The organism is Pseudomonas viridiflava, assembly GCF_001642795.1.
GTDB lineage: Bacteria > Pseudomonadota > Gammaproteobacteria > Pseudomonadales > Pseudomonadaceae > Aquipseudomonas > Aquipseudomonas viridiflava.
The window spans coordinates 213,442-237,050 of sequence record NZ_LKEH01000019.1; the positions used below are offsets into that span (position 1 = coordinate 213,442).

19 protein-coding genes and 1 pseudogene are annotated in these 23,609 nt (G+C 54.2%); 9 read left to right on the top strand and 11 right to left on the bottom strand.

The window, feature by feature from the left end; translation table 11 throughout:
* Positions 1–208: 208 nt before the first annotated feature.
* The gene (locus AO065_RS07305; protein WP_004878772.1) at positions 209–1,033 is read right to left on the bottom strand and encodes a peptidoglycan DD-metalloendopeptidase family protein; all 825 of its coding nucleotides are present in this window, start codon (positions 1,031–1,033) and stop codon (positions 209–211) included.
* 7 nt (positions 1,034–1,040) lie between these two features.
* Positions 1,041–2,420 (bottom strand): exodeoxyribonuclease VII large subunit, encoded by a 1,380-nt coding sequence (gene xseA, locus AO065_RS07310; protein ID WP_004878774.1) that lies wholly within the window; start codon positions 2,418–2,420, stop codon positions 1,041–1,043.
* A 192-nt stretch (positions 2,421–2,612) separates the two neighbouring features.
* On the opposite strand from xseA, the gene AO065_RS07315 reads away from it, so the two are divergent.
* From AO065_RS07315 to AO065_RS07335, 5 genes are all read left to right on the top strand, one after another.
* A complete protein-coding gene (locus AO065_RS07315) occupies positions 2,613–3,392 on the top strand; it encodes a sulfite exporter TauE/SafE family protein (RefSeq protein WP_004878779.1) in 780 nt (259 codons plus the stop codon).
* 76 nt (positions 3,393–3,468) lie between these two features.
* Complete coding sequence (locus AO065_RS07320) at positions 3,469–4,017, top strand: hypothetical protein (RefSeq protein WP_004878780.1); 549 nt, start codon at positions 3,469–3,471, stop codon at positions 4,015–4,017.
* Positions 4,018–4,112: 95 nt separating this feature from the next.
* Complete coding sequence (gene guaB / locus AO065_RS07325) at positions 4,113–5,582, top strand: IMP dehydrogenase (RefSeq protein ID WP_004878782.1); 1,470 nt, start codon at positions 4,113–4,115, stop codon at positions 5,580–5,582.
* Positions 5,583–5,687: 105 nt separating this feature from the next.
* Positions 5,688–7,265, top strand: a complete 1,578-nt coding sequence (gene guaA / locus AO065_RS07330; RefSeq protein WP_004878783.1) for a glutamine-hydrolyzing GMP synthase — start codon at positions 5,688–5,690, stop codon at positions 7,263–7,265.
* Between the two features lie 308 nt (positions 7,266–7,573).
* The gene (locus tag AO065_RS07335) at positions 7,574–8,794 is read left to right on the top strand and encodes a tyrosine-type recombinase/integrase (RefSeq protein ID WP_004878787.1); all 1,221 of its coding nucleotides are present in this window, start codon (positions 7,574–7,576) and stop codon (positions 8,792–8,794) included.
* Positions 8,795–8,804: 10 nt separating this feature from the next.
* On the opposite strand, the gene AO065_RS07340 is transcribed toward AO065_RS07335, so the two are convergent.
* Entirely contained in the window at positions 8,805–9,662 is an 858-nt protein-coding gene (locus AO065_RS07340) for a hypothetical protein (protein WP_004878788.1), read from the bottom strand.
* 79 nt (positions 9,663–9,741) lie between these two features.
* Here AO065_RS07340 and AO065_RS26510 point away from each other — a divergent pair, with 79 nt between their 5' ends.
* The 3 genes from AO065_RS26510 (at position 9,742) to AO065_RS07350 (ending at position 12,128) form a co-directional block, all read left to right on the top strand.
* Positions 9,742–9,966 carry a helix-turn-helix transcriptional regulator gene (locus tag AO065_RS26510; RefSeq protein ID WP_004878789.1) on the top strand — a complete coding sequence of 75 codons (225 nt, stop codon included), beginning with the start codon at positions 9,742–9,744 and terminating at the stop codon, positions 9,964–9,966.
* 204 nt (positions 9,967–10,170) lie between these two features.
* Positions 10,171–11,457 carry a helix-turn-helix domain-containing protein gene (locus AO065_RS07345; RefSeq protein WP_235811620.1) on the top strand — a complete coding sequence of 429 codons (1,287 nt, stop codon included), beginning with the start codon at positions 10,171–10,173 and terminating at the stop codon, positions 11,455–11,457.
* 317 nt (positions 11,458–11,774) lie between these two features.
* Positions 11,775–12,128, top strand: coding sequence for a hypothetical protein (locus AO065_RS07350; RefSeq protein WP_155500400.1), 354 nt, complete (start codon positions 11,775–11,777; stop codon positions 12,126–12,128).
* Between the two features lie 274 nt (positions 12,129–12,402).
* Here the strand turns inward: AO065_RS07350 and AO065_RS07355 are convergent, their stop codons facing one another.
* The 8 genes and pseudogenes from AO065_RS07355 to AO065_RS07390 form a co-directional block, all read right to left on the bottom strand.
* Complete coding sequence (locus AO065_RS07355) at positions 12,403–12,711, bottom strand: hypothetical protein (protein WP_004878799.1); 309 nt, start codon at positions 12,709–12,711, stop codon at positions 12,403–12,405.
* A 2-nt stretch (positions 12,712–12,713) separates the two neighbouring features.
* Entirely contained in the window at positions 12,714–14,267 is a 1,554-nt protein-coding gene (trbL, locus tag AO065_RS07360; protein ID WP_054540851.1) for a P-type conjugative transfer protein TrbL, read from the bottom strand.
* A 181-nt stretch (positions 14,268–14,448) separates the two neighbouring features.
* Complete coding sequence (gene trbJ / locus AO065_RS07365) at positions 14,449–15,240, bottom strand: P-type conjugative transfer protein TrbJ (RefSeq protein ID WP_004878824.1); 792 nt, start codon at positions 15,238–15,240, stop codon at positions 14,449–14,451.
* 654 nt (positions 15,241–15,894) lie between these two features.
* Positions 15,895–17,424 (bottom strand): hypothetical protein, encoded by a 1,530-nt coding sequence (locus AO065_RS07370; protein WP_155500401.1) that lies wholly within the window; start codon positions 17,422–17,424, stop codon positions 15,895–15,897.
* A gap of 4 nt (positions 17,425–17,428) precedes the next feature.
* The gene (locus tag AO065_RS07375) at positions 17,429–19,705 is read right to left on the bottom strand and encodes a KGGVGR-motif variant AAA ATPase (RefSeq protein ID WP_004878827.1); all 2,277 of its coding nucleotides are present in this window, start codon (positions 19,703–19,705) and stop codon (positions 17,429–17,431) included.
* Positions 19,702–20,370, bottom strand: coding sequence for a helix-turn-helix domain-containing protein (locus tag AO065_RS07380; protein ID WP_004878828.1), 669 nt, complete (start codon positions 20,368–20,370; stop codon positions 19,702–19,704). The genes AO065_RS07375 and AO065_RS07380 overlap by 4 nt, the downstream gene beginning before the upstream one ends.
* A gap of 991 nt (positions 20,371–21,361) precedes the next feature.
* On the bottom strand, positions 21,362–22,225 hold the full coding sequence (locus AO065_RS07385; protein ID WP_004878831.1) for a type I methionyl aminopeptidase: 864 nt from the start codon (positions 22,223–22,225) through the stop codon (positions 21,362–21,364).
* A gap of 379 nt (positions 22,226–22,604) precedes the next feature.
* Positions 22,605–22,958 (bottom strand): annotated as a pseudogene (locus AO065_RS07390) (autotransporter outer membrane beta-barrel domain-containing protein); the annotation flags it as partial.
* A 100-nt stretch (positions 22,959–23,058) separates the two neighbouring features.
* On the opposite strand from AO065_RS07390, the gene AO065_RS07395 reads away from it, so the two are divergent.
* Positions 23,059–23,460 (top strand): hypothetical protein, encoded by a 402-nt coding sequence (locus AO065_RS07395; RefSeq protein WP_032650147.1) that lies wholly within the window; start codon positions 23,059–23,061, stop codon positions 23,458–23,460.
* Positions 23,461–23,609: the final 149 nt, after the last annotated feature.

Genomic DNA, 23,609 nt, shown 5'->3' on the forward strand with positions numbered 1-23,609 from the left:
ATGGCAAGCACTTGAAAATAATTGGGATAAATTCTTGTTATCTTTGATTTTTGGCTTTTTTATCGCGCGCTGAGTGTGTTTTTATCTGAGTTATTGTTGCCGGACATTGAAGTGCGCAAGATGCCGTGTTGCGACAGTTCGGTCTTGTCCGGTCAGAACCATTCGCGAGCAAGCTCGCGAATGATTGCCTGAAGATCGGAGTAAGCCATCAAGGCTGAAACGCACCGATGAAGATCGCCGGATCGACGCGGGCATCGTTCAGGCTGACGTTCCAGTGCATGTGCGGACCTGTTGCGCGGCCGGTTGCGCCTACTTCGCCAACGACACCGCCACGCGGTACGAGATCACCCTGTTTCACGCTGATCTTCGACATGTGGCAGAACATGCTGATGAAACCCTGACCGTGATCGACGAACACGGTATTGCCATTGAAGAAGTAATCGCCAATCAGGATGACCTTGCCAGCAGCCGGGGATTTGATCGGCGTGCCCGCAGGCACCGCGAAGTCCAGACCGGCGTGCGGGTTGCGTTCTTCGCCATTGAAGAAGCGTCGAACCCCGAACTTGCTCGACAGCGGGCCGTTGACCGGCTTGTCGAGAATCAGATTGCTCGGTGTGCCGGGACTGAAACTGCGGTAGGCGCGGATCTGTTCGGCCAGTTCGCCTTCGATGCGCTTGTTGTCCTCAGGGTTCGGATTGACCTGACGCTTGTTCTTCAGGGTGATGCGCTGCTCCGGGTATTTTTTGCTACCGACAGTGAAACTCAGCGAACGGCCGCCCGAGACGATCTGTTCTGTACCCGGTTTGACGGTCAGCGGAATGCCGACAATCGCCAGCCAGCGTGTGCCTTGTTCCTTGACCACCAGCACCCGCTTGCCTTGATAGGTCGCGGTCGGTGCCTGTGCGCCAGTGCCCAGATCGATGACGGCGACGCCGCCGGGAACGGGCTTGTTCAGTGCGCGGGTAATGAAGCTGTCGGCGTGAGCGGGCAGGCACAGCAGCAGAGCGAACAGCGGGGCAATAAAACGTAGCATCAGGCAGTCAGTCCAGAAGAGAAAGGGTCACGGGTGTCAGGTGATTGTCCTCGACCCGTACTTGCAGCTCGCCTTCACCCAGCTTGGCAGTCAGGCGTTGGCCGGGTCGGGTTTGTGCGGCCTTGCGGATCGCGTGACCGCGCTCATCGAGCAGAATGCTGTAACCGCGACCCAGCGTCGCGAGCGGGCTGACCACGTTCAGCGTCTGCATCTGGCTCTGCAGCTGCAGCTTGCGGGCTTTGATCTGTTCGCGGATGGCGCGGGGCAGGCGCTCGGCCAGCACGTCCAGACGCTGGCGCAGGAACGCCAGCGTGCGCCCCGGATGCTGGGCGGCGAGACGGCTTTCCATATGGGCCAGACGTACCTGACGCGTGTGCATGCTTTGCTCGAAGGCGCGGCGCATGCGCATATCCAAGTCATCGAGACGCTGGGATTGCTGGCGCAGACGTTCGCCGGGATGACGAAGGCGTCGGGAAATCCCTTCAAGGCGCAGGCGTTCGCGCATCAGACGATCCTGCATGCGGCTGACGAGCCGGCGATGCAGGTTGTCCACGCGACGGTGCAGGTCGCTGGAATCGGGAGCCAGCAGCTCGGCTGCTGCGGACGGCGTCGGTGCACGTACGTCAGCCACGAAGTCACTGATCGACACGTCGGTCTCATGTCCGACTGCGCTGACGATCGGCGTTACGCAGGCGTCGATTGCGCGGGCCACGGCTTCTTCGTTGAAGCACCACAGGTCTTCCAGCGATCCGCCGCCACGGGCCAGAATCAGCGCGTCGAAGCCACGGGAATCAGCCAGCTTGATGGCACGGACGATCTGGTTGATGGCTTCGCGGCCCTGAACGGCAGTCGGGATCAGAGTCAGTTCGACCCGCGGTGCCCGACGGCGAAACACGCTGATGATGTCGCGGATCACGGCGCCGGTCGGCGAACTGATGATGCCGATACGCTGCGGATGCAAGGGCAGGGCGACCTTGCGTTCGGCGCTGAACAGACCTTCATCGCTGAGCTTGGCTTTCAGCGCGTCGAACGCCAGACGCAACGCACCGTCACCGGCAGGCTCCACGGTGTCGAGTATCAACTGATAGTCGCCACGGCCTTCGAACAGCGACACCTTGCCGCGTACCTTGACCTGCAGACCGTCCTTGAGCGCCTGGCGCACGCGCGCTGCACTCTGGCGAAACAGCGCGCAACGCACCTGCGCGCCCGAGTCCTTCAAGGTGAAGTACACATGGCCCGAGGCGGGGCGCGAGAGGTTGGAAATCTCGCCCTCGACCCAGATGCTGCTGAACACATCCTCCAGCAACACCCGCGCACGGCCGTTGAGCTGGCTGACAGTAAGGACTTCCCGGTCGAGGCCGAGTCTTGCGAAAGGGTCTTTGATCATGTCGGGCATCATAAAGGCAATGCCGGTTGAGCGCACGAGGTCTGCGCCCCTCACGCTGATCGTTCCGCACGCTCTGCGTGGGAATGCCGCCCAGGACGCTCCGCGTCCGATCTTTCAGGCAATCCTGAGCGTGAAGGCAACACGTCGGTGTCTTTGCTAAAGTCCCTCCAGTCCCTCCAGAAAGGAAGCATCGTGGGCGATATCGGGGTGTTCGCAGCATTCTCTCAACTGGGCTTCACGCCGCTCGACTGGCTGATCATCGAGCTCAGCGTGGCCGCCGCTTATATCGTCTTCGGCATCGCCGGTTTTGGCACGGCACTGGTGGCAGGTCCCATCCTGATTCACTTCATGCCGCTGTCACGCATTATTCCCCTGCTGGTCATGCTCGATTTCCTCGCCGCCTTCGGCAATCTGCTGCCATCCCGCCAGTCGGTAGTCAAATCCGAACTGCTGCGCCTGCTCCCTTGCATGGCAGTGGGTTGTACGCTGGGTGTGCTATTTCTGCTCAATCTGAAGTCCGATCTTCTGCTTCTATTAATGGGCATCTTTGTCACGGCCTATGCGCTGTACAGTCTGGCAGTCAAGGTTCGGCCGACTCAGCTGGCCGCAGGCTGGGCCATTCCCATGGGCACCATCGGCGGGCTGTTCGGTGCGTTGTTTGGCAGCGGCGGCTTTTTATATTCGATCTACCTCAACAGCCGCCTGACGTCCAAAGAACAGGCGCGGGCCACGCAAAGTGCACTGATCAGCTGTAGCACCATCGTGCGCCTGAGCCTGTTTCTGATCGCGGGTGTCTACGCCGACATCCCGCTGCTGGTGCTCGGCGTCTGCCTGTTGCCCGCGATGCTGACGGGCTCCTGGGCGGGGAGGGTGCTGACCAAACGCTTGTCCCGCGAAACCTTCGTGCGTCTGGTGACGTGGTTGGTGCTGGTCAGCGGCATCGGCCTCATTGGGCGCTATATCGCGGGCTGAATGCAGATATCACGCTTGACCTGAAACCATGGCCGATTAAGCTGCGGCCTCAATCCGTTTCAAGCGACACACCGTCATGAACACCCAAAGCATTATCGTCCCGCAAATCTCTATCTTCCCGGCCCATGAAGCCAGGGCGCGCCTCATCCTGCGCTGGCTGATCAAACTCAACGTGGTTGAGCCGGAACTGACCACCTGCGGACGCGCTGGCAACAAAATGGCCTATGCCGTGGCGCCGGGTGCCAGACGTGTGGTGCAGAACCCGGAGGCGTTGCCGTTTGGGCAAGTCGTCAACGGCCTGGAGATTGTGACCAAGCGCTGCATCTTCACGCCCCTCGATAACTTCGCCGAAGAAGCCGGTTGCCCCGAATGCCGTCGCGAAATCGGCGAAGCGCTGTTCGACAGCCTCGAAGACTGGATGCCCGGCCACACCGACAACTTCACCTGCCCTGAATGCCGCCATGAAGACGACATCAACGGCTTTCTGTTTCTGGATGCCTGCGGTTTTTCGAACCTGGGATTCATCTTCAACAACTGGCTGGACGCGCCGTTCACCCAGACCTTTCTCGACGACTTCGCCGAACGTCTGGATCGCCCGGTGTCCTTCGTAAAAGTGCGTCTATAAACGGCTTCAATAATAGACTGAGGTTTACATTGAGCCGGGCGGGGTGTGTGGGTATAATGGCGCGCTTCCAATTTTCCCGCCCGGGAGCCCCCGCGATGCTGCGTATCAGTCAAGAAGCCCTTACATTCGACGACATTCTCCTTGTGCCCGGTTATTCCGAGGTACTGCCCAACGAAGTCAGTCTGAAAACCCGTTTGACCCGTGGCATCGAGCTGAATATTCCTTTGGTCTCCGCTGCAATGGACACCGTCACTGAGGCCCGTCTGGCAATTGCCATGGCTCAGGAAGGCGGTATCGGTATCATCCACAAGAACATGACCATCGAGCAGCAGGCTGCCGAAGTGCGCAAGGTCAAGAAGTTCGAGGCCGGTGTCGTCAAGGACCCGATCACGATCGAAGCCGACGCCACCGTTCGCGATCTGTTCGAACTCACCCGCATGCACAACATTTCCGGCGTACCCGTGCTGCATGATGGCGACCTGGTCGGCATCGTGACGTCCCGCGACGTACGTTTCGAAAACCGCCTTGATGTCCCTGTCCGCGAAGTGATGACGCCCAAAGAGCGTCTGGTCACCGTGCGCGAAGGCGCAGACAAGAACGAAGTGCGTGAACTGCTGCACAAGCACCGTCTGGAAAAAGTCCTGATCGTTGACGCGAATTTCGCGCTCAAGGGCATGATGACCGTCAAGGACATCGAAAAAGCCAAGGCCTATCCGCTGGCCAGCAAGGACGACCAGGGTCGTCTGCGTGTCGGCGCTGCAGTCGGCACCGGCAAGGACACCGGCGAGCGCGTTACCGCGCTGGTTGCCGCTGGCGTTGACGTGGTGGTTGTCGACACCGCGCACGGTCACTCCAAAGGCGTGATCGACCGCGTTCGCTGGGTCAAGGACAACTTCCCTGAAGTGCAGGTCATCGGCGGCAACATCGCCACCGGCGAAGCGGCCAAGGCGCTGGTCGCCGCTGGCGCTGACGCAGTCAAGGTCGGTATCGGCCCTGGCTCGATCTGCACCACCCGTATCGTTGCCGGTGTCGGCGTTCCACAGATCAGCGCCATCGCCAACGTTTCCGCTGCCCTTGAAGGCACCGGCGTTCCGATGATCGCCGACGGCGGTATCCGTTTCTCCGGTGACCTGTCCAAGGCCATCGTGGCTGGCGCATCCTGCGTGATGATGGGTTCGATGTTTGCCGGTACTGAAGAAGCACCGGGCGAAATCGAACTGTTCCAGGGCCGTTCCTACAAGGCCTACCGCGGCATGGGTTCGCTGGGTGCAATGTCCCAGGCGCAAGGCTCGTCCGACCGCTACTTCCAGGACTCGTCCGCCGGTGCCGAAAAGCTGGTGCCGGAAGGCATCGAAGGCCGTGTCGCCTACAAGGGCCCGCTGTCCGCCATCATCCATCAACTGATGGGCGGTCTGCGTTCCTCCATGGGTTACACCGGTAGCGCCACCATCGAAGAAATGCGCACCAAGCCTGAGTTCGTGCGCATCACCGGTGCCGGCATGGCTGAATCCCACGTCCACGACGTGCAGATCACCAAGGAAGCGCCGAACTATCGCGTTGGTTGATCCGGATTGCATCGTGGTTCACGCCTCGATGCAGCCCAGCAAGTTTCATAGCCGGGGCTGTTGACGCAGCCCCGTGTCGTTTCTGTTTTTTGACGAGATTGAGTCATGGCCCTCGACATTCACGCCCACCGTATCCTGATCCTCGACTTCGGTTCCCAGTACACCCAGCTGATCGCCCGCCGCGTGCGTGAAATCGGCGTGTACTGCGAACTGCATCCGTTCGACATGGACGACGAAGCGATTCGCGAATTCGCCCCGCGCGGCATCATCCTCGCCGGTGGCCCGGAATCCGTGCACGAAGCCAACAGCCCGCGCGCACCGCAGGCCGTGTTCGACCTCAACGTCCCGATCTTCGGCATCTGCTACGGCATGCAGACCATGGCTGAACAGCTGGGCGGCCGCGTTGCCGGTTCCGACCTGCGCGAGTTCGGTTATGCCCGCGTTGACGTCGTCGGCAAGAGCCGCATTCTCGACGGCATCGAAGACCACATCGACGCTGATGGCGTGTTCGGTCTCGACGTCTGGATGAGCCACGGCGACAAGGTCACCGAAATACCGGACGGCTTCCACGTCCTGGCCAGCACTCCGAGCTGCCCGATCGCCGGCATGGCCGACGACACTCGCGGCTACTACGGCGTGCAGTTCCACCCGGAAGTGACTCACACCAAGCAGGGCGGTCGCATCCTGTCGCGCTTCATCCTCGACATCTGCGGCTGCGAAGCCCTGTGGACGCCGTCGCACATCGCTGACGACGCCATCGCCACCATTCGCGCCCAGGTCGGCACCGACAACGTTCTGCTGGGCCTGTCCGGCGGTGTTGACTCCTCCGTGGTCGCAGCCCTGCTGCACAAGGCCATCGGCGACCAACTGACCTGCGTCTTCGTCGACAACGGTCTGCTGCGTCTGCACGAAGGCGAGCAGGTCATGGCCATGTTCGCCGAGAACATGGGCGTCAAGGTCATCCGCGCTAACGCCGAAGAGCAGTTCCTGAACAACCTGGAAGGCGAGAGCGATCCAGAGAAGAAGCGCAAGATCATCGGCCGTACCTTCATCGACGTGTTCGATGCCGAATCCTGCAAGCTGGACAACATCAAGTACCTGGCTCAGGGCACCATCTACCCGGACGTGATCGAGTCGGCTGGCGCGAAAAGCGGCAAGGCACACGTCATCAAGTCGCACCACAACGTGGGCGGCCTTCCGGAAGAAATGAACCTCAAACTGGTCGAGCCCCTGCGCGAACTGTTCAAGGACGAAGTCCGCCGTCTGGGCCTCGAACTCGGCCTGCCGTACGACATGGTCTACCGTCACCCGTTCCCCGGCCCAGGCCTGGGCGTGCGCATCCTGGGTGAAGTGAAAAAGGAATACGCTGACCTGCTGCGTCGTGCCGACCACATCTTCATCGAAGAACTGCGCAAGGCCGACTGGTACCACAAAGTCAGCCAGGCCTTCGTCGTGTTCCAGCCCGTCAAATCGGTAGGCGTCGTCGGCGACGGCCGCCGCTACGCATGGGTCGTCGCACTGCGTGCCGTAGAAACCATCGACTTCATGACCGCACGCTGGGCACACCTGCCTTACGAGCTGCTGGAGACCGTGAGTGGCCGCATCATCAACGAGATCGAGGGTATTTCCCGCGTGACGTATGACGTGTCGAGCAAGCCGCCTGCGACGATTGAGTGGGAATGATTGGACGTCCGGCATTGCCGGGCACCAATTAGCAATAAATGCCCTGAAGCCCGCTTAATTGCGGGCTTCTGGCTTTTTTGGTCTGGCAAGCTCTGGCAACTTTGTGCATCGCCAAGCACCGTGTTTATGTGGCATGGTACGGGGCATTGACTGAGCCAAATGCCATGCTTGGTACTCGATACCATGTCTCCTTAGCAGGGAAAGACATGGTATCAAATCTCATGATTGGCTCGGTTTCATTGGGTTTTATCGTGATGCGTGAGTGCTTTTCTTAGCATGGTATTTTTTACAAGGAATTCGTGACTGCCATGCTGACCGATACCAAGCTGCGTAACCTCAAACCGAAAGAAAAACTCTACAAGGTGAACGATCGCGACGGGCTGTACGTGGCCGTCACCGTTGCTGGTTCTATCTCATTTCGCTACAACTACTCTATCAACGGCCGTCAGGAGACCATTACGTTTGGTCGCTATGGCGTGGGTGGCATCACACTTGCGGAAGCCAGAGAACGCTTGGGTGAGGCTAAAAAGATGGTTTCGGCGGGAAAGTCACCTGCCAAAGAGAAAGCCCGTGCCAAGGCACGCACCAAAGGGGCAGAGACGTTTGATGCGTGGGCTGAGAAATGGCTGCGTGGGTATCAGATGGCTGACTCTACCCGTGACATGCGCCGTTCTGTTTACGAGCGCGAGCTCAAGCCGCAATTCGGCAATCAGAAACTGGTGGAAATCAATCATGAGGACCTGCGAACGCTGACTGATGCAATCGTAGAGCGTGGAGCTCCAGCCACGGCCGTGCACTCCCGCGAGATTGTGATGCAGGTGTTCCGATGGGCGATTGAGCGTGGCCAGAAGGTAGAGAACCCGGCTGATCTGGTACGTCCTGCAAGCATCGCTAAATTCGAGCCACGTGACCGCGCTTTAGGGCCTGACGAAATTGCGTTGATGTACCAGTACCTGGACCGCATCGGCACCGCGTCCTCGGTAAGGGCGGCCGCTAAGCTGCTGTTGCTCACCATGGTGCGCAAAAGTGAGCTGACTAATGCCACCTGGAACGAGATCAATTTCAGCGAAGCCTTGTGGACTATTCCGAAAGAGCGGATGAAACGCCGCAACCCCCATTTGGTGTTCTTATCTCAGCAGGCGTTGGATTTTTTCATTGCTCTGAAGACGTTTGCCGGTGGTTCGGATTACGTTTTTCCCTCTCGGTACGATTCCGATTTGCCAATGAGCACCGCGACGATTAATCAGGTGCTGACGCTGACCTATCGGCTTGCGCAGAAAGAGGGGAAGCCGTTGAGCAAGTTCGGACCGCATGATTTGAGGCGGACAGCAAGCACGCTGCTGCATGAAGCGGGTTATAACTCAGACTGGATTGAGAAGTGCCTTGCGCACGAGCAGAAGGGCGTCCGGGCCGTCTATAACAAGGCTGAATACCGCGATCAGCGTCGGGCTATGTTGCAGGATTGGGCGGATATGATTGACGAGTGGACCCTTCACCGGCCACGTCGAAGCAATGGCGGCCAAGAATAAAGTTAGAAATTCAATCTGTCAGCTTTCGAGTTCGCCGTCTGATGGCCGCAGAGATTGCTTGGCGCGATACGCCAAGCTCCCGAGCGATTTCAGATTGGTTCGTAACGCCTCGGTTTAACAAATCATCCAGCGAGCTTGTTGGCGATTTGAGTGTTTGGAGTTGGACGTAGGCCTTTTTCCTGACATCTGCCCATGTTTCTATATCCCACCTACGAAGCACGGCAGCTCCTTGTGCCCATATTTGGGCAATCAGTTCCTCATACTCGAGTGCAAACCTACGGTCGCGCTGATAGGCGCGGCGAGCTTCATCGCTACGCCGCGGATTATGAGCTTCGCAGTAGAGTTTGCTCGGTCTGGCTGCGCCTTCAGGCTGGCCCGGCAGGGTCGCAGGTCTCAGTAATTCGCCGTCTTCCGCCCAGGTAGAAACGAGCATTCGGCGCTCCACATGCTCGCGGAATGCAGCTACCGAAAAGTCTCCGCGCAATTCCTGCATATCGCAGTATCTCAACAGCATCCGGGAGGGCCCATATTTGCCAAACTCCCCCCTCAATGCCTGTTCGTAACGAGCAACCAATATATCGGCTTTTTTCTGAGCCCTTGTACGAACAGATTCTGTTAAGGGCACCACTTTGACATTTTCGCGCTTTAAGCGCTTGAAGACCTTTGGCGCCGCCATGCTGATCGCATATTCGGTGGACCGCCAGCAAAGCTCGCAGAAGCACCAGTCGTAGTGGTTACTCAATTTCGACCGGATGCGATCAGACGATGTGTCGCTCTCCCTAACCAGCAGTTGCAGAAGCGGGTCGTAGGTGCTCGACGGTTTTAAGTTTTTTCCCATCCTTAGATGATAGCCCCGATTGACAACCATATTCTAACTTTTTTGCGCCCTAGTTCTGGCCCTCGAAGGCATTGTCAAGCATCTGACAACTTCGAAGGAAAGCGACCCCGTGGAGACCAAACCAAAGAGCAAAACACTCATCAACCGTAAAAAATTGCATGCGATGATCCCGCTGGCTGAGCGCACGATTTACAACATGGAACAAAGGGGTGATTTCCCACGCCGTATCGCTTTGACCAGCCGGAATGTTGCTTGGGATCTGGCTGAAGTCGAAGAATGGATTGATGCGTGCAAAGCTTCTGGCCCGGCTCCCAGACCTGGAATTGGAGCCTGAGTAGTGCGGACCGGGCCCGATCCAGGGCCCATTTCGCAGCAGCATAGTAGGACTACGCATGCTCAACATCAACGCTCACAGCTTGCGCTGTTCAGTTCACAGGACGAGGCGCAGACGTACCACGACAGCACCCGGAGCGGCTTTTTTTCTCTCCTTGTTGATGTGTGTGGCGACAAGCGCCAGTCGTCTCACTTGTTGGCAGATATGCCGACCGTTCTCGGTCTGGTAGACAAAACCCGTGACACATGGATGTCACAGGCCGAATTCATCCGCCCCAACCGGCGCGTCGTGAATCTATCGCGCTTGGGATTGCTGTTCGCCGATCTCGACACCTATCGCGTTCCTGCGCTCGCTGGTTTCTCGCCCGACGCCCTGGCCAGCTATGTGATGTACTTCTGCGCAGAGGAAGGCATACCTGCCCCGTCCATGCTGATTTACAGCGGCCGCGGAATCCAAGCCAAGTGGCTTTTGGAGGGCACGATTCCGCGTCAGGCATTGCCGCGCTGGAACGCCTGCCAGCGCTACCTTGTTGAGCGCTTGGCGCACGTTGGGGCCGATCGTATGGCGAAGGATGCAAGCCGCGTGCTGCGTACCGTGGAAACCGTCAACAGCAAGAGCGGCGAAGTGTGCCGCGTGGTGCATGTTCAGAGCGGCATCGACGGCCAGCCGGTGCGTTACAACTTCGAGTATCTGGCCGAGTCGCTGCTGCCTACTGCGCGTTGGACAATAGAACAGCAGCGGCAAGCGCAGGCCGAACGTATCCAGCGCAAGCCCTTCAAGCTTGTATCGGTACTCGGCGGCAAGACCAACAACCTACGGGGATTCTCCGGCCGCCAGCTCGCGTGGGATCGACTGGAGGACTTGCGCAAGCTGGCCGACCTGCGCGGTGGTGTCAGCGAAGGCTGCCGAATGCAGCACCTGTTCTGGCGGCTAAATTTCCTGTTGCTTTCTGGCGCAACCAACAGCAAACAGATGTACCACGAAGCATCCGCGCTGGCCCGTGAGCTAGACCCGCAATGGAATAGCCGCTCCAGAGAGCTGATGACGTTGTTCAGCAAAGCCAAGGCGTTCGAGGCAGGCGAGAAAGTTAGCTTTGAGGGCAGGGACTATGCCCCGCTGTACACGCCCAGGAACGACACGCTGATCAATCTGTTCAGGATTACGCCAGACGAGCAGCGGCAGCTTAGGACTGTAATTAGCCCGCGCGAGGCCGCAGAACGCCACAGGAAGCGCGAGGAAGGCCGTAGGCGTGCCGCCGGGGCTGTAGATAGGGAAATATACCTAGAAGTGACCGCCGACCGTCGAGCTGAGGCCCTAACACTTCGAGCTCAGGGATTGAGCATCCGTGCTATCGCGGCCCGCATTGGCGTCAGCAAGACAGCCGTAGGGCGTTATGTAAATGATGCCGTCGAGCGTTCCACTGCCGTGCATATTACTAATTGCGGAGTGCCATTGGCGGAGGCCCAGTCGCGTCGATCCGACGGCGTTTGAGGTGTACTCGTGGCGAGGTTAAAGGTGTCCCGGGTCCGTGCGTATTACTAATGGCGAAGCCTCCGCGCTTTGGCGTGGTCCGTTTCTGCAGATCCACGAGTACCCTGAAGTCTGGAAGAATTGTCCGCTAAGCTAGCTGAGCTTTATTGCACCTACACTCAGCGTTGTGCCTGTTGATGGTTAGACTTGCGGTAGTAAGGACAATTAGAGGCGAGCAGATGGGCAGAATAATCGGATACGCAGTGGAAAGTGATTTAGAGGGAGGTTTTCTCGTGCATGCGTCGCCGAGCGTTTGGGTCTCATGCTTGGAAAGTGCCGTGCGTTACGAGACCGCTGCCCTGGCATGGGCTTCGGCGAAACGGCGTGGTAGCTCGCTCGCTTCTGCTATAGCAGTCATCGAGCGCGACGATGGGTCATTGTCGTGGGAGCCGATCCCTGATCCTTCAAAGGCCTCAGGCGGCGATTGGCTCGTATGGTTTGAGCTTGAGCAAGGAGCGAGACGCCTTTACGTCGTCAAGACCGGCAAGCGCATAGCTGCTTCAAACGACCCAGGCGATGCCAAAGGTTATAAAACCATGGGGGCTGCCAAAGAAGTAGCCGAGAAATTGTCTTTCGGCGGCAGCCTTTCAGGGGTTCAGCAGATCACGGCCGATATCGTCCCAATAAGGTAAAGCGGTATTGGGTGGCGGGCTACATTTGATCAGTCGTAGTTGCTTCCCGTTCATGTGGCATCTGGCTGGTAGGTGTTCAAAGTCCGTGCATATTACAGCACGTTAAGGGGATGGCCGATGATAGCGCAGGTCTAGGCGGAGTCTGATGATAAGGTCCGGCAAGGCAAGCGACGGATGGGAAAAATCAAGGGCGTGCTAAGCGGTGCTGCCACAGCAATACAAACCCCGCACTGTGGCGGGGCTAGTAATATTCCGGGCTAGCGATCAGCGAATTTTAGCCTTCTCGTTTTTGTGTAGGCTGTTCGGCGCGCATCGCCACCAGAATCTGCTTTGTCAGAGCTGCGTTACTTTTGCTTCCCAGCAGAGGTAGGCGATTCATGCTATGTGCTCCCGCAATCATGCGATATGAAGCTGATAGGGCCAGCGGGCTTACCCTGAGCTGGAGCGCTGTGTACTGGCGATCCAGCTTATCGAGTTGCGGTCCGTAGCCCTTGCTGCGTAGCCATCTGCCAAGCGCCCACAGGCCAATGCCGAGCGTAAAGACCAACGCTGCGAATCCAGCGAATATCAGAATGTCTGTCATGGTTATTTCTCCAGAGGGTCGTTGTTCGATGCCGTACCGGCCACGTTGAGCGAAGCGAGGCGTCCGTGATTCGTGCTGGTGTCAGAGGCGGGACGGATCACATTAGATTCCGTGCCGTCGGGGCCGGGGGGCGTTTCAGTTTCCTTGTTCTGAGCGACCGGGCTGTCATTGGCAACAGGAAAAAGAAATGAGGCGTGCGCATTCTCCATACCTGGCACGGCCAGTGACGCCATAACGCCGAGCACCTTTGCAGTTCCACCAGCAGCTTGGGAAATTGCATCGCCAGTCCGGACTGCTTCCCCTTTTGGTGCCGGTTGCTGTGGGTCTTTGTTTTCGGCTGCTTGTGTGGCCTTACCGCTTTGTTTAGCTGCATGCTGGGAGAATTTGCCGCTTTCCGCCGCTGGTCTAGACGAAGTTGCGTCAGACGGGCTGCCTCCAGTCTTTGACGCCGCTGGTATCGGGCCCTTGGTAGCGCCTCCGCCACTTATTGACGTTGACGCTCCGCCGCCCGCTGAGCTTGCGGCGTTGGCAAAACTAGAGTTGATCGCGCCCGCCAGCCCGCTGCCAGCGGTAGCACCTGCACCACTACTGGCTGCACCCAGTGCGCCGGCTGCAATTGGTGCTGCGGCACCCGCCGTGGCGACGGTGGCGATTGCGGCGGCAGCGCCCGCCGCTCCGGCCGTTGCCATTCCTCCGATGGCCGAACCTCCGCCCATCGACGAACCACTGATCATGCCGCCGATAAGGTCTGGAATTGTCTTGGTCAGGTAGGCGCAAATTAAGGCCAGACCCGCCATAGTAATCACGGAGGCTTCATTGTTCTGGTACGCAGCTGACCACTCACGGCTTGCTTGTAAAATCAGGCCGATAATCAGGGTCAAGACGAACAACTTAGCGCCGACTGCAAGGGCGAAACGGATGGGGGCAATCGCATATTCCCGTGTCCATTGGGAACCACCGAAGCCGAAGAACAATACAGATGCGTTAATGATTACGTAGGACTCAACGAGAGTCACGAACATGAAGGCTGCAATGAATGCAAAACAGATCAGCACTAAAAATGCCGCGAGGCTGATGGCGAGCGCTTGCCCTGGAGAAAAAAACGAAATGCTTGCCAGGATTGCGCGTGAAAATTCCACTGCCATTGCGAACACGTCTCCGGGCTGCAATGCCCGTTCAAGGCCGCTCGCGGCGGCTCCAGCGTCACGAAAGCTATCGACAATGGCGGTAGCCCACTCCACAGCATATTTAATCAGTGCTAAAAAGAAGCCAGTCACCAAAATGAAGCGTACCAGTTCGCCTGCAATCTCACCTATATCAGCTTGTTTCAAAACTAATGGCATAAATGTCCAGACAAGCTGAATAGTTGCCAGGAGCCAGAATAGGTTAATCGCATAGCCGTGCAGTCGTTGTGACCACTGACCTGACTGGTTGAGTATTAAGTCTAGGAGGCCATCAACTGACGTATCCGGTTGTGCAAGATTTGTATCAGCTAGCGCATTACCAGCAATGAAGATGCCTATGAACGCGAAAAACCACAAGAGACGACGATCCATAACTAATATCCCTTTGATCCACCACGGTGGGTAGGCTGGTTTTTGAAGGCTGAGTCTGCATTTTTTTGATCACTGCTTGCTGTGCATTCAGCTCTGCTCAAAAGCATGATTGTAGTAGCTGATGCGGCAACAGCTGACCCAGCACACATCAGAACTAAAAGCCATTTCGATATGCCCATAATTAGTACCCCTTTGAGCCGCCGCGAATAGTAGGTTCGTCTTTGAATTTTTGTTCGGTTGCTTCATGGATGTCGCTACGGTCGACCTGTTGCGCCATATAGTTGCCTTGCAGATTTATCTGCGTCGCTAAGAGGTCGCGCAGTTTTTGGAGTTGCTGAACATTTTGTGAGGCTATTTCATTGCCTGCCTGGATCGCTTGCATACGACCGACTGCCGACTGTGAGCGGGCGACCATGTTAGCCAACTTGGTATCTTCAGATTCAAAGCTGCTCGTATTTAGATTTGCTGCCTCAAGCGCTGATCTCACGTTGTCACGACCTTGCTGTGACCAGTTCTGATACTGCTCCTCTGTAGTGAGAGCAGTATAGTTCGCCGCGCCGTTCAGATAAGACTGAAAGCCGGGGAATTTATCGTTGAACTGCGTATCAATGTTCTGAAGTTCTCTGCCCAAGCTCTGCGAGCGATTATAGATGCTAACCACGCTTTTCAGATCTGTCGCGATACTGCCAAACATAGAGTTGGGCAAGCTTTTGCTCTGTGTGATCATGTTCTGATATTGCTGGATTTGCTTCTTTAACTGTTCGGCTGTATTGAGTGACGTATTGAGTTCCTCAGCATATTGGAACATCTGCTGATAGAAGGTTGAACAGTTGGAGCAATATATCGCGTAAGCAGCGGAAGAGTAAAAAGCCATGCCAGCGAGGCTGGTCGCAGCTATTGTGATGGCCAGCATGGTACTTCGAGAGGTTTTGTAGGCAGTTGGGTAGGAGCGTTCTTTCGATCCCTGCTTCATATCGAATACCTGATTATGTCAGTTGTCGTGTAATCGATTATCTCGCGTCACGCTGGAATCTCAAATAGACGGATAATTTTCCATCCGGCTCCAGCCGGTCAGAGTTGTCCGTAAATTGTCCGCTAATTGAACTTGGTGTGCTTGCTAGCTCGTATGGAGAAGTTCGCAAGAGTGCCGATCGTTGGCGTTGATTTTTAGTTGTGGGGGTAAGTTCATTAGTTAAGTCGATTCTATGCGATGGTGCGCGACAATGTGCGAGTTAACGCGATTCAACGCGAAGGTATGCGAAGGTATGCGATTCAATGCGAAGGTATGCGATTTTGTTTTTTTGAGCTGACGATATCGATCAGATCGCATAGAGTCGCACACGATTGGACGGCAAGATGTGTGTTGTGGGTCCACAGGCTTCGCCTGCTGTACCCCACCACCTACACTTATTCGCCTTCGGCTCAACGGATTTTGTTCTGCGAGGCTCTCAGCCGCTGCCGCGCTCTGGAGATAGTTGCTCGGGTGCGTGATTATAAATTCGCTGTGTAAGGATGATTCGTTCGGGGAAAGGGGTAGGGGTAGGGCGGGTATGTTTTGCGGACATAAATTAAGTTGTCACACCAGGCGATTAATTTCTTCGCCTGATGCGTAAATATTTAGAGGGCGTTATTTTGCTATTTTATCCTTGTCGACGATTCTGGTGCTGATCCAAGCATCGTCCCAGCATACTGTGCCAAAACCTGACCTACTTTGGGTGTCTATTTTGGAGAGAGTCATCCGCTTAGGGTCCGACTTTTTTACTATAGGTTGGGTGACGATGTTCTGGTCATCTAAGGTGTCGATAGCATCCAATTCCTCATCCTTTTCAGACTTTTGCTCACACAAAGGTCCAAACGCTAATCCACATGCTACATCTTGGTAAGCCGCTTTGTCCGCAAGTGACAGACTAGAACAAACGAGAAATCTTGACGGAGCAGAGTTCGAAAGCTCCAGAATTCTTTGATGGAACCAACGGCCTACACTGACCCCTACATCTAAGATCGGAACAAAAACCCAATCCGGTTGATAGTTTCCAATAACGTACTCTGCCATAGGAGAAGCATTTAAATCCTGGCAGATCAAAATAATGCAACGCCCGAAACCATCTAGGTCTGCAACTATGAGTTCTTCGCCCGAGGCATTGTCTTCCACCAATCTAGGTGCAGAAGTATCTAAGCCAAATTCTTTTGCTCTTGCACTAGGTATATCAGCAAGCCATATTTTTCTTTGTCCAAAAACAAGCCCGCCAGCGCCGTTATACAGGTTGGAATTATTCCATGCCTGGCCTTTTTCTTTGCTGAGAGTGTGACCGCTCCCCGCTACAAACGCTCGAAAGCGACCGGTGTTGATTCTTATCCCTGCCTCAATCAGTTTTGAGTCTGTTTCGGATACCACCAGCTCCGGCGCCATTATGATATCTGAATAACCAATCTGATGAATAATGTCTAAAGTTTTTTTCGGGATATCTATGTCAGAGCAGGCTTTGAAATCTACAAAAGATATATTTTGTTTAGTGCGCTGATTAACCGATAGATCGCTCTCGACTTCAGCGAGTGGCATGAATGCTATATGCCTATCCTTGTACACTCCTTCCGTGGCGATACCTTGAGGTGAATTTGCTATTTTTACCTTCATTGAGATAGAGACCGGTACCTCATTAACTGAGGTACTGTTTTCCACGACCGATAGTGCGCTGAATCTATCACGAAAGCAGTCGGCGCTAGACGCGCTTATAGGTCTGAAGTCTCTCGTTAGCGGACCCCGTGGTATAAGTTTTCGTCCGCCTAAATTGCAATAGCAGCCTGTTAAGATTCGCGTTGTTTGCAGGTGTTTGAGCCAGTGGAGCTTCTCAAGATTTATATATGACATATCTGTATCATATAAAGTTCTTGGATGAATTTGATAGAAAAATTGGTCGATGACCTCCATCAAGACAAGTATTCTTCCTCGTCTCTTTCCATCCTTGGAATTTTTTACCAGAGCATCAATTTTTGCAGTAGATATAGGCCCATCTGCAATTTTCAAAAGCTCAAATAGTTCATCCCTAAATGCTGGGCTCGGGCGCTGAACATTAGCTATGAGACTTGCTTTCCATTTTGCAGCCAACTTCCAATAGTTGAGGAATAATAAAGCAGGAGTAATGATCGTATTAGTCATAACTTTATTCCGCAGACCCATCTGTCGGTAATCTTCTATGGGTAAATAATCTACCCATTCTGATATCACTACTCCATTGGAATTCTATACCTACAACTTCGAATAGCTGCTGTAGTTCAATTAGCTGCTCTTGCATGTAAGCTCTAAGATTCTCCCCGCCAGTTTGGCGCCGCCGATCAAGTGCTTTAACCAGTCTTAGCGATAGATCTGAAAAGACTTTCAGCAAATTTCTTATGTTTGCTGGTTCAAAGCTATTAACTAGTACTTCAGATAGTCGAACAAATATGTCTAAAAGAACTCCTCCGGATTTTGTGTTTCTTCCGTAAAGATTTGCGAAATAAACTTGATAGCGGGACTCGTCCACCGCTTCGACAAAAGCATTGCAAAATCTTAAGCATTCTAAAGGTCCTGCGCGCAAAACGGCTTCAGCAAGCGTGCAAAAATCAGTCATTCCCTGATGGTTGTATGGAATAAGGGCAATCGCATCAGTAGCGTAATCAGCGGCAGAGAGAACGTCTACTTCCCCCTTAAATTTAGTCGCTAATTTAAAGCTTGCTTCGTAGCGAAGTCCGTTAAAACGCGATAGCTCTGATCGTCCTTTAAATTCGTCCGCGCCATTCAGGGCCTCTTTTAATAGTCTTATAGCGCCTGGGTTATCGTTTTCAGCTGCGACGACCTCTGCTCTTAATATCTTGGTCTCTACTAACGCCACATTCAATGCGTCGAGTTGCTCTGGAGAAAACTTTACAGAAGAGCTCAGAATTTCTTTACGCTGCTCTAAAATATCGGCCACAGCTTGAATTGTAGATGAATGCTCCCCGCGCTCTAATAAAATACGAGCAATTCTGCGGCGATATTCAATCCTCTTAATCCGATGAACCAGCTGGCCCGACTCGGCCAATAGGCCATCTATCTCTTCAAGTAATGCAATCAGTTCTTCTTGTTCTATAAAGAAAGGGAAGTCAGCGATATCTTCCATTGCAGAAATTAAGAATGGCTTCCATTCAGAGCCATCAACAATGCAAAGTCCGCGTAATAAATCTACACCACGCATTTTCAAGTCGGCGGATTCAATTGGCGAGATCTTATCTGAGAGCGAGTTGATAGATTGTATTAAAGCATGTATATAATCTGCATCGATGGCCTCTCCGCCGAGTACAGCATCATATGCGCTATCAACATAAGTTTGTATTTCAGCAAGACCTCGATCGGGATCCGCCTCGCTTAGGTTGGTTAAATACTCAACCGTGACAAGTTTCGGTATCAACCTGCGTTTTATAAGGCTTACGGCATCTGGATGAAATTCTGGTACGTAAAGGTTTTGGCCTGCCACGCTGCTAGCAAGTCTTAAATAGTTTTGAGTTAATGGGTCGAAATTGGGTGTCGTCGCTACGAAGACTGAAAGCGTCTCGTAAAAGGGGACGTCGTCATACGCCCGAATTGAGAGGCTCTTGATATCTTCTTGAACTGCACTTAATGTAAATCCGCCAATTTTAGTTAGTTCAGCGATTGCGCGTGCTGTTGCGTCACTCACTTCAGAAGATTCGGCGCGAGCAACCCTCATGGGCACTGCATGCAGCTCCACTTCATCTTTTCTTATGTCTCTAATCGCAGCCGAAACTCTCGCAATACCATCGATATTTTGTCTATTGAGCACGAAGCACAAAGCGACTTCGTCCGGTAATTGCATCGTACAAATACCCGCTACGTCAGCGAATCCTGTACGGCTGTCAATGAGAATAAGGTCATACTCTTTCTTTGCCCACTCCTTCAAAGAATTTAGGACAAATCCGCCAGCGTTATCTGAGAAAAACTCAGACCAAGAAAATTTTGTAAGCGCTTCTTCATAAGATATATCCCGCGCCTTGCCAATTAAACGGCTACCCGCACCTATATAGTCTAAGCGAAGTTTTTCCTCGAACAAGTCATCAGCTATAAGCGGTTTTACGCAATTGGCAAATGGGATAGCTTTGCCCATTTCATCTATTTTAGCTTGTGTTTCTTCAGCGCTAGACTCTTTTAAAAGATCCAGCCTCCAATCCCATAGAACGTCTAATAAGCCAGGAGAGTCTTTGAACTCTTTTGCCGCAGAGGGTTCTACCAAGCCGCGGAAATAGTAAGCGAGCCCGGGCGCCTCTAAGTCCCAATCCATGACTAGAACTTTTTTATTGTTTGCTGCCGCTAAAAAGGCGATGTTTGCAAGAGCCATCGTTCTGCCTACGCCACCTTTATAAGAATAAAAGGTTACGATTTTACCTGGCTTCTTTTGTTCTTCTTTCATGACCCTGTCCTGCCAAAGCCTATAAATACTTTCATTACGGGTGGAATTGTTTTTGATGCATCATTAAGTTGTTCTTTAACTTTCTTTGTTACTTTTTCAACGCCTGACTCAGGCATGTTTTTCTCAAGCATTGCTCGAGCATAAGGTGTAAGGAAGTTTAAAACGTTCACACCTTCTCGCCTGTAATCAACTAGCCCTAACTCTCTGAGTTTTCTCAGGCGTCTGCTTACAGTTTCAACTCTGTAACCGGTAATTTCCGCTAGCTCGGTATTGCTAGCGTCCTCGTGGTAGAGCGAGCAGAGGTATTTCCGCGTTGTTTTGTCTAATAGTTCTTCCTTTCCATTATCGTTAATTCTTTTAGATAACAGTGCGCCTGAGATAATGTGTGCAAAACTAAATTGCCCCAGCATAAATGCTGAACGCAGGTTATTAAGTGCGTCTTCATCGAAAACGGCGTCCACCACCTCTGTAGGAGCGATCTTCACGGACTCTTGAAAAAGCTCGGTGACATCGTCCGAGATTTCTGCGAGAGGCCCTCGATTGCTATTTATTATCGCTTCGCTAAGGTAGGTCGCGACGACGGACGAGATAGAGGGATTCACCCCCAGCGGGCTTAGAGGGGAAGGGGATAGGTCCCTGAAAAAAACGTTGCGCGCTTGTGTCATGCGGAATCCTCGATTGGACAGTGACTATAGAGCCGAATCAATGACCGATCAATGACGGTCTTGGGGTTTCGACATCGCGACACTACAAAGAATCACATCCGCTGGTCTGTTTTTTTAGATATTCCCCAAATTGGCTGTCTGAGGGGGGGATTTATCTTGACGTTTTCGTTTGTGTTTGATCTCAGTCGTGGCTTTTAGTCGCAGTCAGATACGAAACACCAGAGTGGCAACCTTCAAGCGGTGAAATCAATGCACGGCCGCAGTCGGGAGCTATACCGGAGCTTTCCAGCTTTCCAGCTTTCCAGCTTTGGCCGCTTATGCGGCTAAATTGCTTGATGAAGTCTGCTGTGCTGCTCTTGGCGATGATCTGGCAGCGTAGAGGTGTCAGCTTTTGTTTTCATCCCAGGCTCGCCGGTGATTTGGCTTACCGCAGTTGATTACCGCGCCCTAGGAGTAATGCAGTGCGTGCACAAAAAAATTCCGTTCATGGCATCTTTCATGGTATTGGATGATGTGCTGATGATAGGTATCTGATTCTAAATGATTTTTTAATATTGTTTATGTTAGAGTGGGAATGATTGGATGTCCGGCACTGCCCGGCACGATCTAGCAAGAAATGCCCTGTAGCCCGCGTAATTGCGGGCTTTTGGCTTTTTGGGTCTGGCAAATTCTGGCAGCTTTTTGCATCGCCACGTGCCGCGTTTTTGTGGCTTGGTATGGGGTATACAAATAGTGGTGAACGCGTGTGTTTGCTGCGTCCCAATGGCGTACATGTCTCGACTGCGAGAGAGCGACATCGGTACCCTGTCCCTGATAGGGAGCGCCGGCATGGTATCGAGAACGCTTGGCCGCGCGGGTTTAAGAAGCAGCTGTTTGTCGGTACCGGTAAGTAATCACCGACCACGGCATTTTTATCGGCTGCGACCGGTCCACAGACTCCGTTTTTCGGTAAGCGTACGAGCTCAGGCTGTGTTAAAGCACACATTGACACTCAGTCAATCAGTCTGCTAAGCGGTCGATGTCCATCTTGGGTTACCTCGACCATCGCCGAAAGCATCACGCTATCCGCGCCGTCCTGGGTAAGGACGGTCCAGAGTTCCGGTGGTTGGAACCGCACGCCGAAGGTTCCTGACTTCGCCACCACATAGACGTTTAGCACCTGACCGGCTTTCATCAGTGTTTCATCATTGACGGGGCTCTTATAACCGAGCACCTGAGGATTTTGAATCCGCATCTGGCCCATGGAGTATCCCACTAGCTCACGCACGGCCACCACTTGGTAGGCGTCAAGCTCCTGCTGAATGGCAGCGCCCACTTTAGACAACCGCTCGCCAGCCCGAATCTGGGCAATACCTTTTCGCAGCGCGCGTCGAGCTGTCATCAATAGTTGCTGCTGTTGTTCAGTTGCATTGGGGGTCGCGAATGTCCATGCCTGGGCTACATGTGCCTGTGGCGATGCAGCTACCAGCTCTACTTTCACAAGTGCAGCATCCGGAAATGGCGCGTCAGTAGGTGGGGCATTTGCCACTTGATGATTCACCGAAACCGACACCGCTTCTGGGTATCCCTTATAGCCCACTAACATCGGCCGCCAGCCATACTGCGAAAACTGCTTTAGTAAAAACTCTTGGATCGCTTCACCGCTATCACCCCGGCGGATCATCGGTTTGACCTTAAGCAACATGTCACTGGCAAGGGGTGCTATCCGACTCTCCTCAGCTAAAATCACCTCGCTATCCAGTTGACTGATCCTGGCCCCAAGCTCTCTGTTGCCTGCGGCGTAGCGGTCATATTTCGATTCTGTAGCAAAAGCACTTGTAAGAAAAAACAATGGAAGTAGTACGATCTTTTTCATGACGTGACGCCCTGAGCGTATTTTCAATGTCGCTAATCGTGTGCATGTGGGTGAGCTGGATCTATACCAGATCCAGGATAAGGAATGTCGATAGAGTATCGAAAAAATTTAGCCACGCTGACGTCAGCGGGAGCTGTTTGCGAAATGCGGTTATCGACAAATGCTGCACCGGCTCACAGGGCGTCCCTTTTAGTGATGCGCTACCGATGTCTTTCTCTCACTCACCGTTGATTCGTCGATGCTGCCTTCCTTGCACAGGTAGAGATTATCCGGCGAGAGTCCTGCGTCTTTGCACATACCCAGACTACGGGCTTTACCATCAGCCTGAAACAACAAAACCCGCATAGGCGGGCTTTGTTGTTTCACGCAAACACGTTGATCAGAAGTCGTAACGCACGTTCGCCGTGAAGGTGTCGGCGTCGAAACCGCTGCTGGTCAGGTAGTTGTAAGTCCCGCCCACGCTCCACGCGCCCACACGGTAGTTTGCGCCAAGTCCCAGCTCGTAGCTGTCGCGCGCCGGTGTGGCACCGGTGGTGGTGAAAGGGGTGCCGCCGAGCACGAAGGTGGAGGTGGTGCCGGCTTTGTCGCCGATGAAATCGTGCCAGGCCATCAGCTTGGCTTCCGGCTCCAGGCTACCCACGCCTACGTCAAAAGCGGCTGCCAGACGAGCGCCTAGGCCCATTTCGCCGATTTCGTAGCGCTGGCTACCGACGTTCAAAGCCGAGCCTCCGCCGCCTCTGGTTCCAGCCTATACGGTCCTGCGGCCGAAGCTGAGTTTCCCGCTACTGGTCTTTCCGGTGCTTTTACGCCAGGTGCCGTTAGGGTTGATCGCAATGTTGCTGCTGTTCATGGCGGTGTCACCCCAGGATCAGCAGAGCAAAGAGTGGGTTGTTGTCATGTTCGGCTCTGTGGTGATGGCGCTCATGGCATCGAGGGTTATCGTAGGCATCTACCAGCGTACGTCGCTCACGGTAGATCGGTCAGGTAACGCGGTGGTCGCAGGCGTTGAGCGCGCGTACCGGACGCCCCTTCGTGTGGTGATCAGTTGCGATTTCTTCCGCGTGCTCAGTTTTCGTACCTTTATCGTCTACGAGAATGGAAAACTGTTGGTGGCCTGTCATCACGACACGGTGCAGGACCGTGAGCACGCCCGCACCCTTGCAGCCTACCTGGGCGTGTCTGCTTACCACGAGAGCCGCTCTCAGGGACTCAGGAAGATCAGGGCGCCTGCCTGAACGTTTTGCCATGTTGTTTGCGTCTATCCTGCCGTCATCAAGCTGAACGACACGGGGCAGGGCGTCGCTGCTTCTCTTTTTTTAACAGCTCAGTGTTCGCGTTACTTCTTGACCCTTATCTTTCCTCAAATGCAGGTGTATCGTATTCG

Excerpts from the sequence above, each read along its gene's own strand:
- AO065_RS07345 (WP_235811620.1), top strand. The coding sequence starts at position 10,171 with ATGCCGACCGTTCTCGGTCTGGTAGACAAAACCCGTGACACATGGATG.
- AO065_RS07320 (WP_004878780.1), top strand. The coding sequence starts at position 3,469 with ATGAACACCCAAAGCATTATCGTCCCGCAAATCTCTATCTTCCCGGCC.
- AO065_RS07370 (WP_155500401.1), bottom strand. The coding sequence starts at position 17,424 with ATGACTAATACGATCATTACTCCTGCTTTATTATTCCTCAACTATTGG.
- AO065_RS07305 (WP_004878772.1), bottom strand. The coding sequence starts at position 1,033 with ATGCTACGTTTTATTGCCCCGCTGTTCGCTCTGCTGCTGTGCCTGCCC.
- AO065_RS07395 (WP_032650147.1), top strand. The coding sequence starts at position 23,059 with ATGTTGCTGCTGTTCATGGCGGTGTCACCCCAGGATCAGCAGAGCAAA.
- guaA (WP_004878783.1), top strand. The coding sequence starts at position 5,688 with ATGGCCCTCGACATTCACGCCCACCGTATCCTGATCCTCGACTTCGGT.
- AO065_RS07380 (WP_004878828.1), bottom strand. The coding sequence starts at position 20,370 with ATGACACAAGCGCGCAACGTTTTTTTCAGGGACCTATCCCCTTCCCCT.
- AO065_RS07335 (WP_004878787.1), top strand. The coding sequence starts at position 7,574 with ATGCTGACCGATACCAAGCTGCGTAACCTCAAACCGAAAGAAAAACTC.
- xseA (WP_004878774.1), bottom strand. The coding sequence starts at position 2,420 with ATGATCAAAGACCCTTTCGCAAGACTCGGCCTCGACCGGGAAGTCCTT.
- trbL (WP_054540851.1), bottom strand. The coding sequence starts at position 14,267 with ATGGATCGTCGTCTCTTGTGGTTTTTCGCGTTCATAGGCATCTTCATT.
- guaB (WP_004878782.1), top strand. The coding sequence starts at position 4,113 with ATGCTGCGTATCAGTCAAGAAGCCCTTACATTCGACGACATTCTCCTT.
- AO065_RS07340 (WP_004878788.1), bottom strand. The coding sequence starts at position 9,662 with ATGGTTGTCAATCGGGGCTATCATCTAAGGATGGGAAAAAACTTAAAA.
- AO065_RS07385 (WP_004878831.1), bottom strand. The coding sequence starts at position 22,225 with ATGAAAAAGATCGTACTACTTCCATTGTTTTTTCTTACAAGTGCTTTT.
- AO065_RS07375 (WP_004878827.1), bottom strand. The coding sequence starts at position 19,705 with ATGAAAGAAGAACAAAAGAAGCCAGGTAAAATCGTAACCTTTTATTCT.
- trbJ (WP_004878824.1), bottom strand. The coding sequence starts at position 15,240 with ATGAAGCAGGGATCGAAAGAACGCTCCTACCCAACTGCCTACAAAACC.
- AO065_RS07355 (WP_004878799.1), bottom strand. The coding sequence starts at position 12,711 with ATGACAGACATTCTGATATTCGCTGGATTCGCAGCGTTGGTCTTTACG.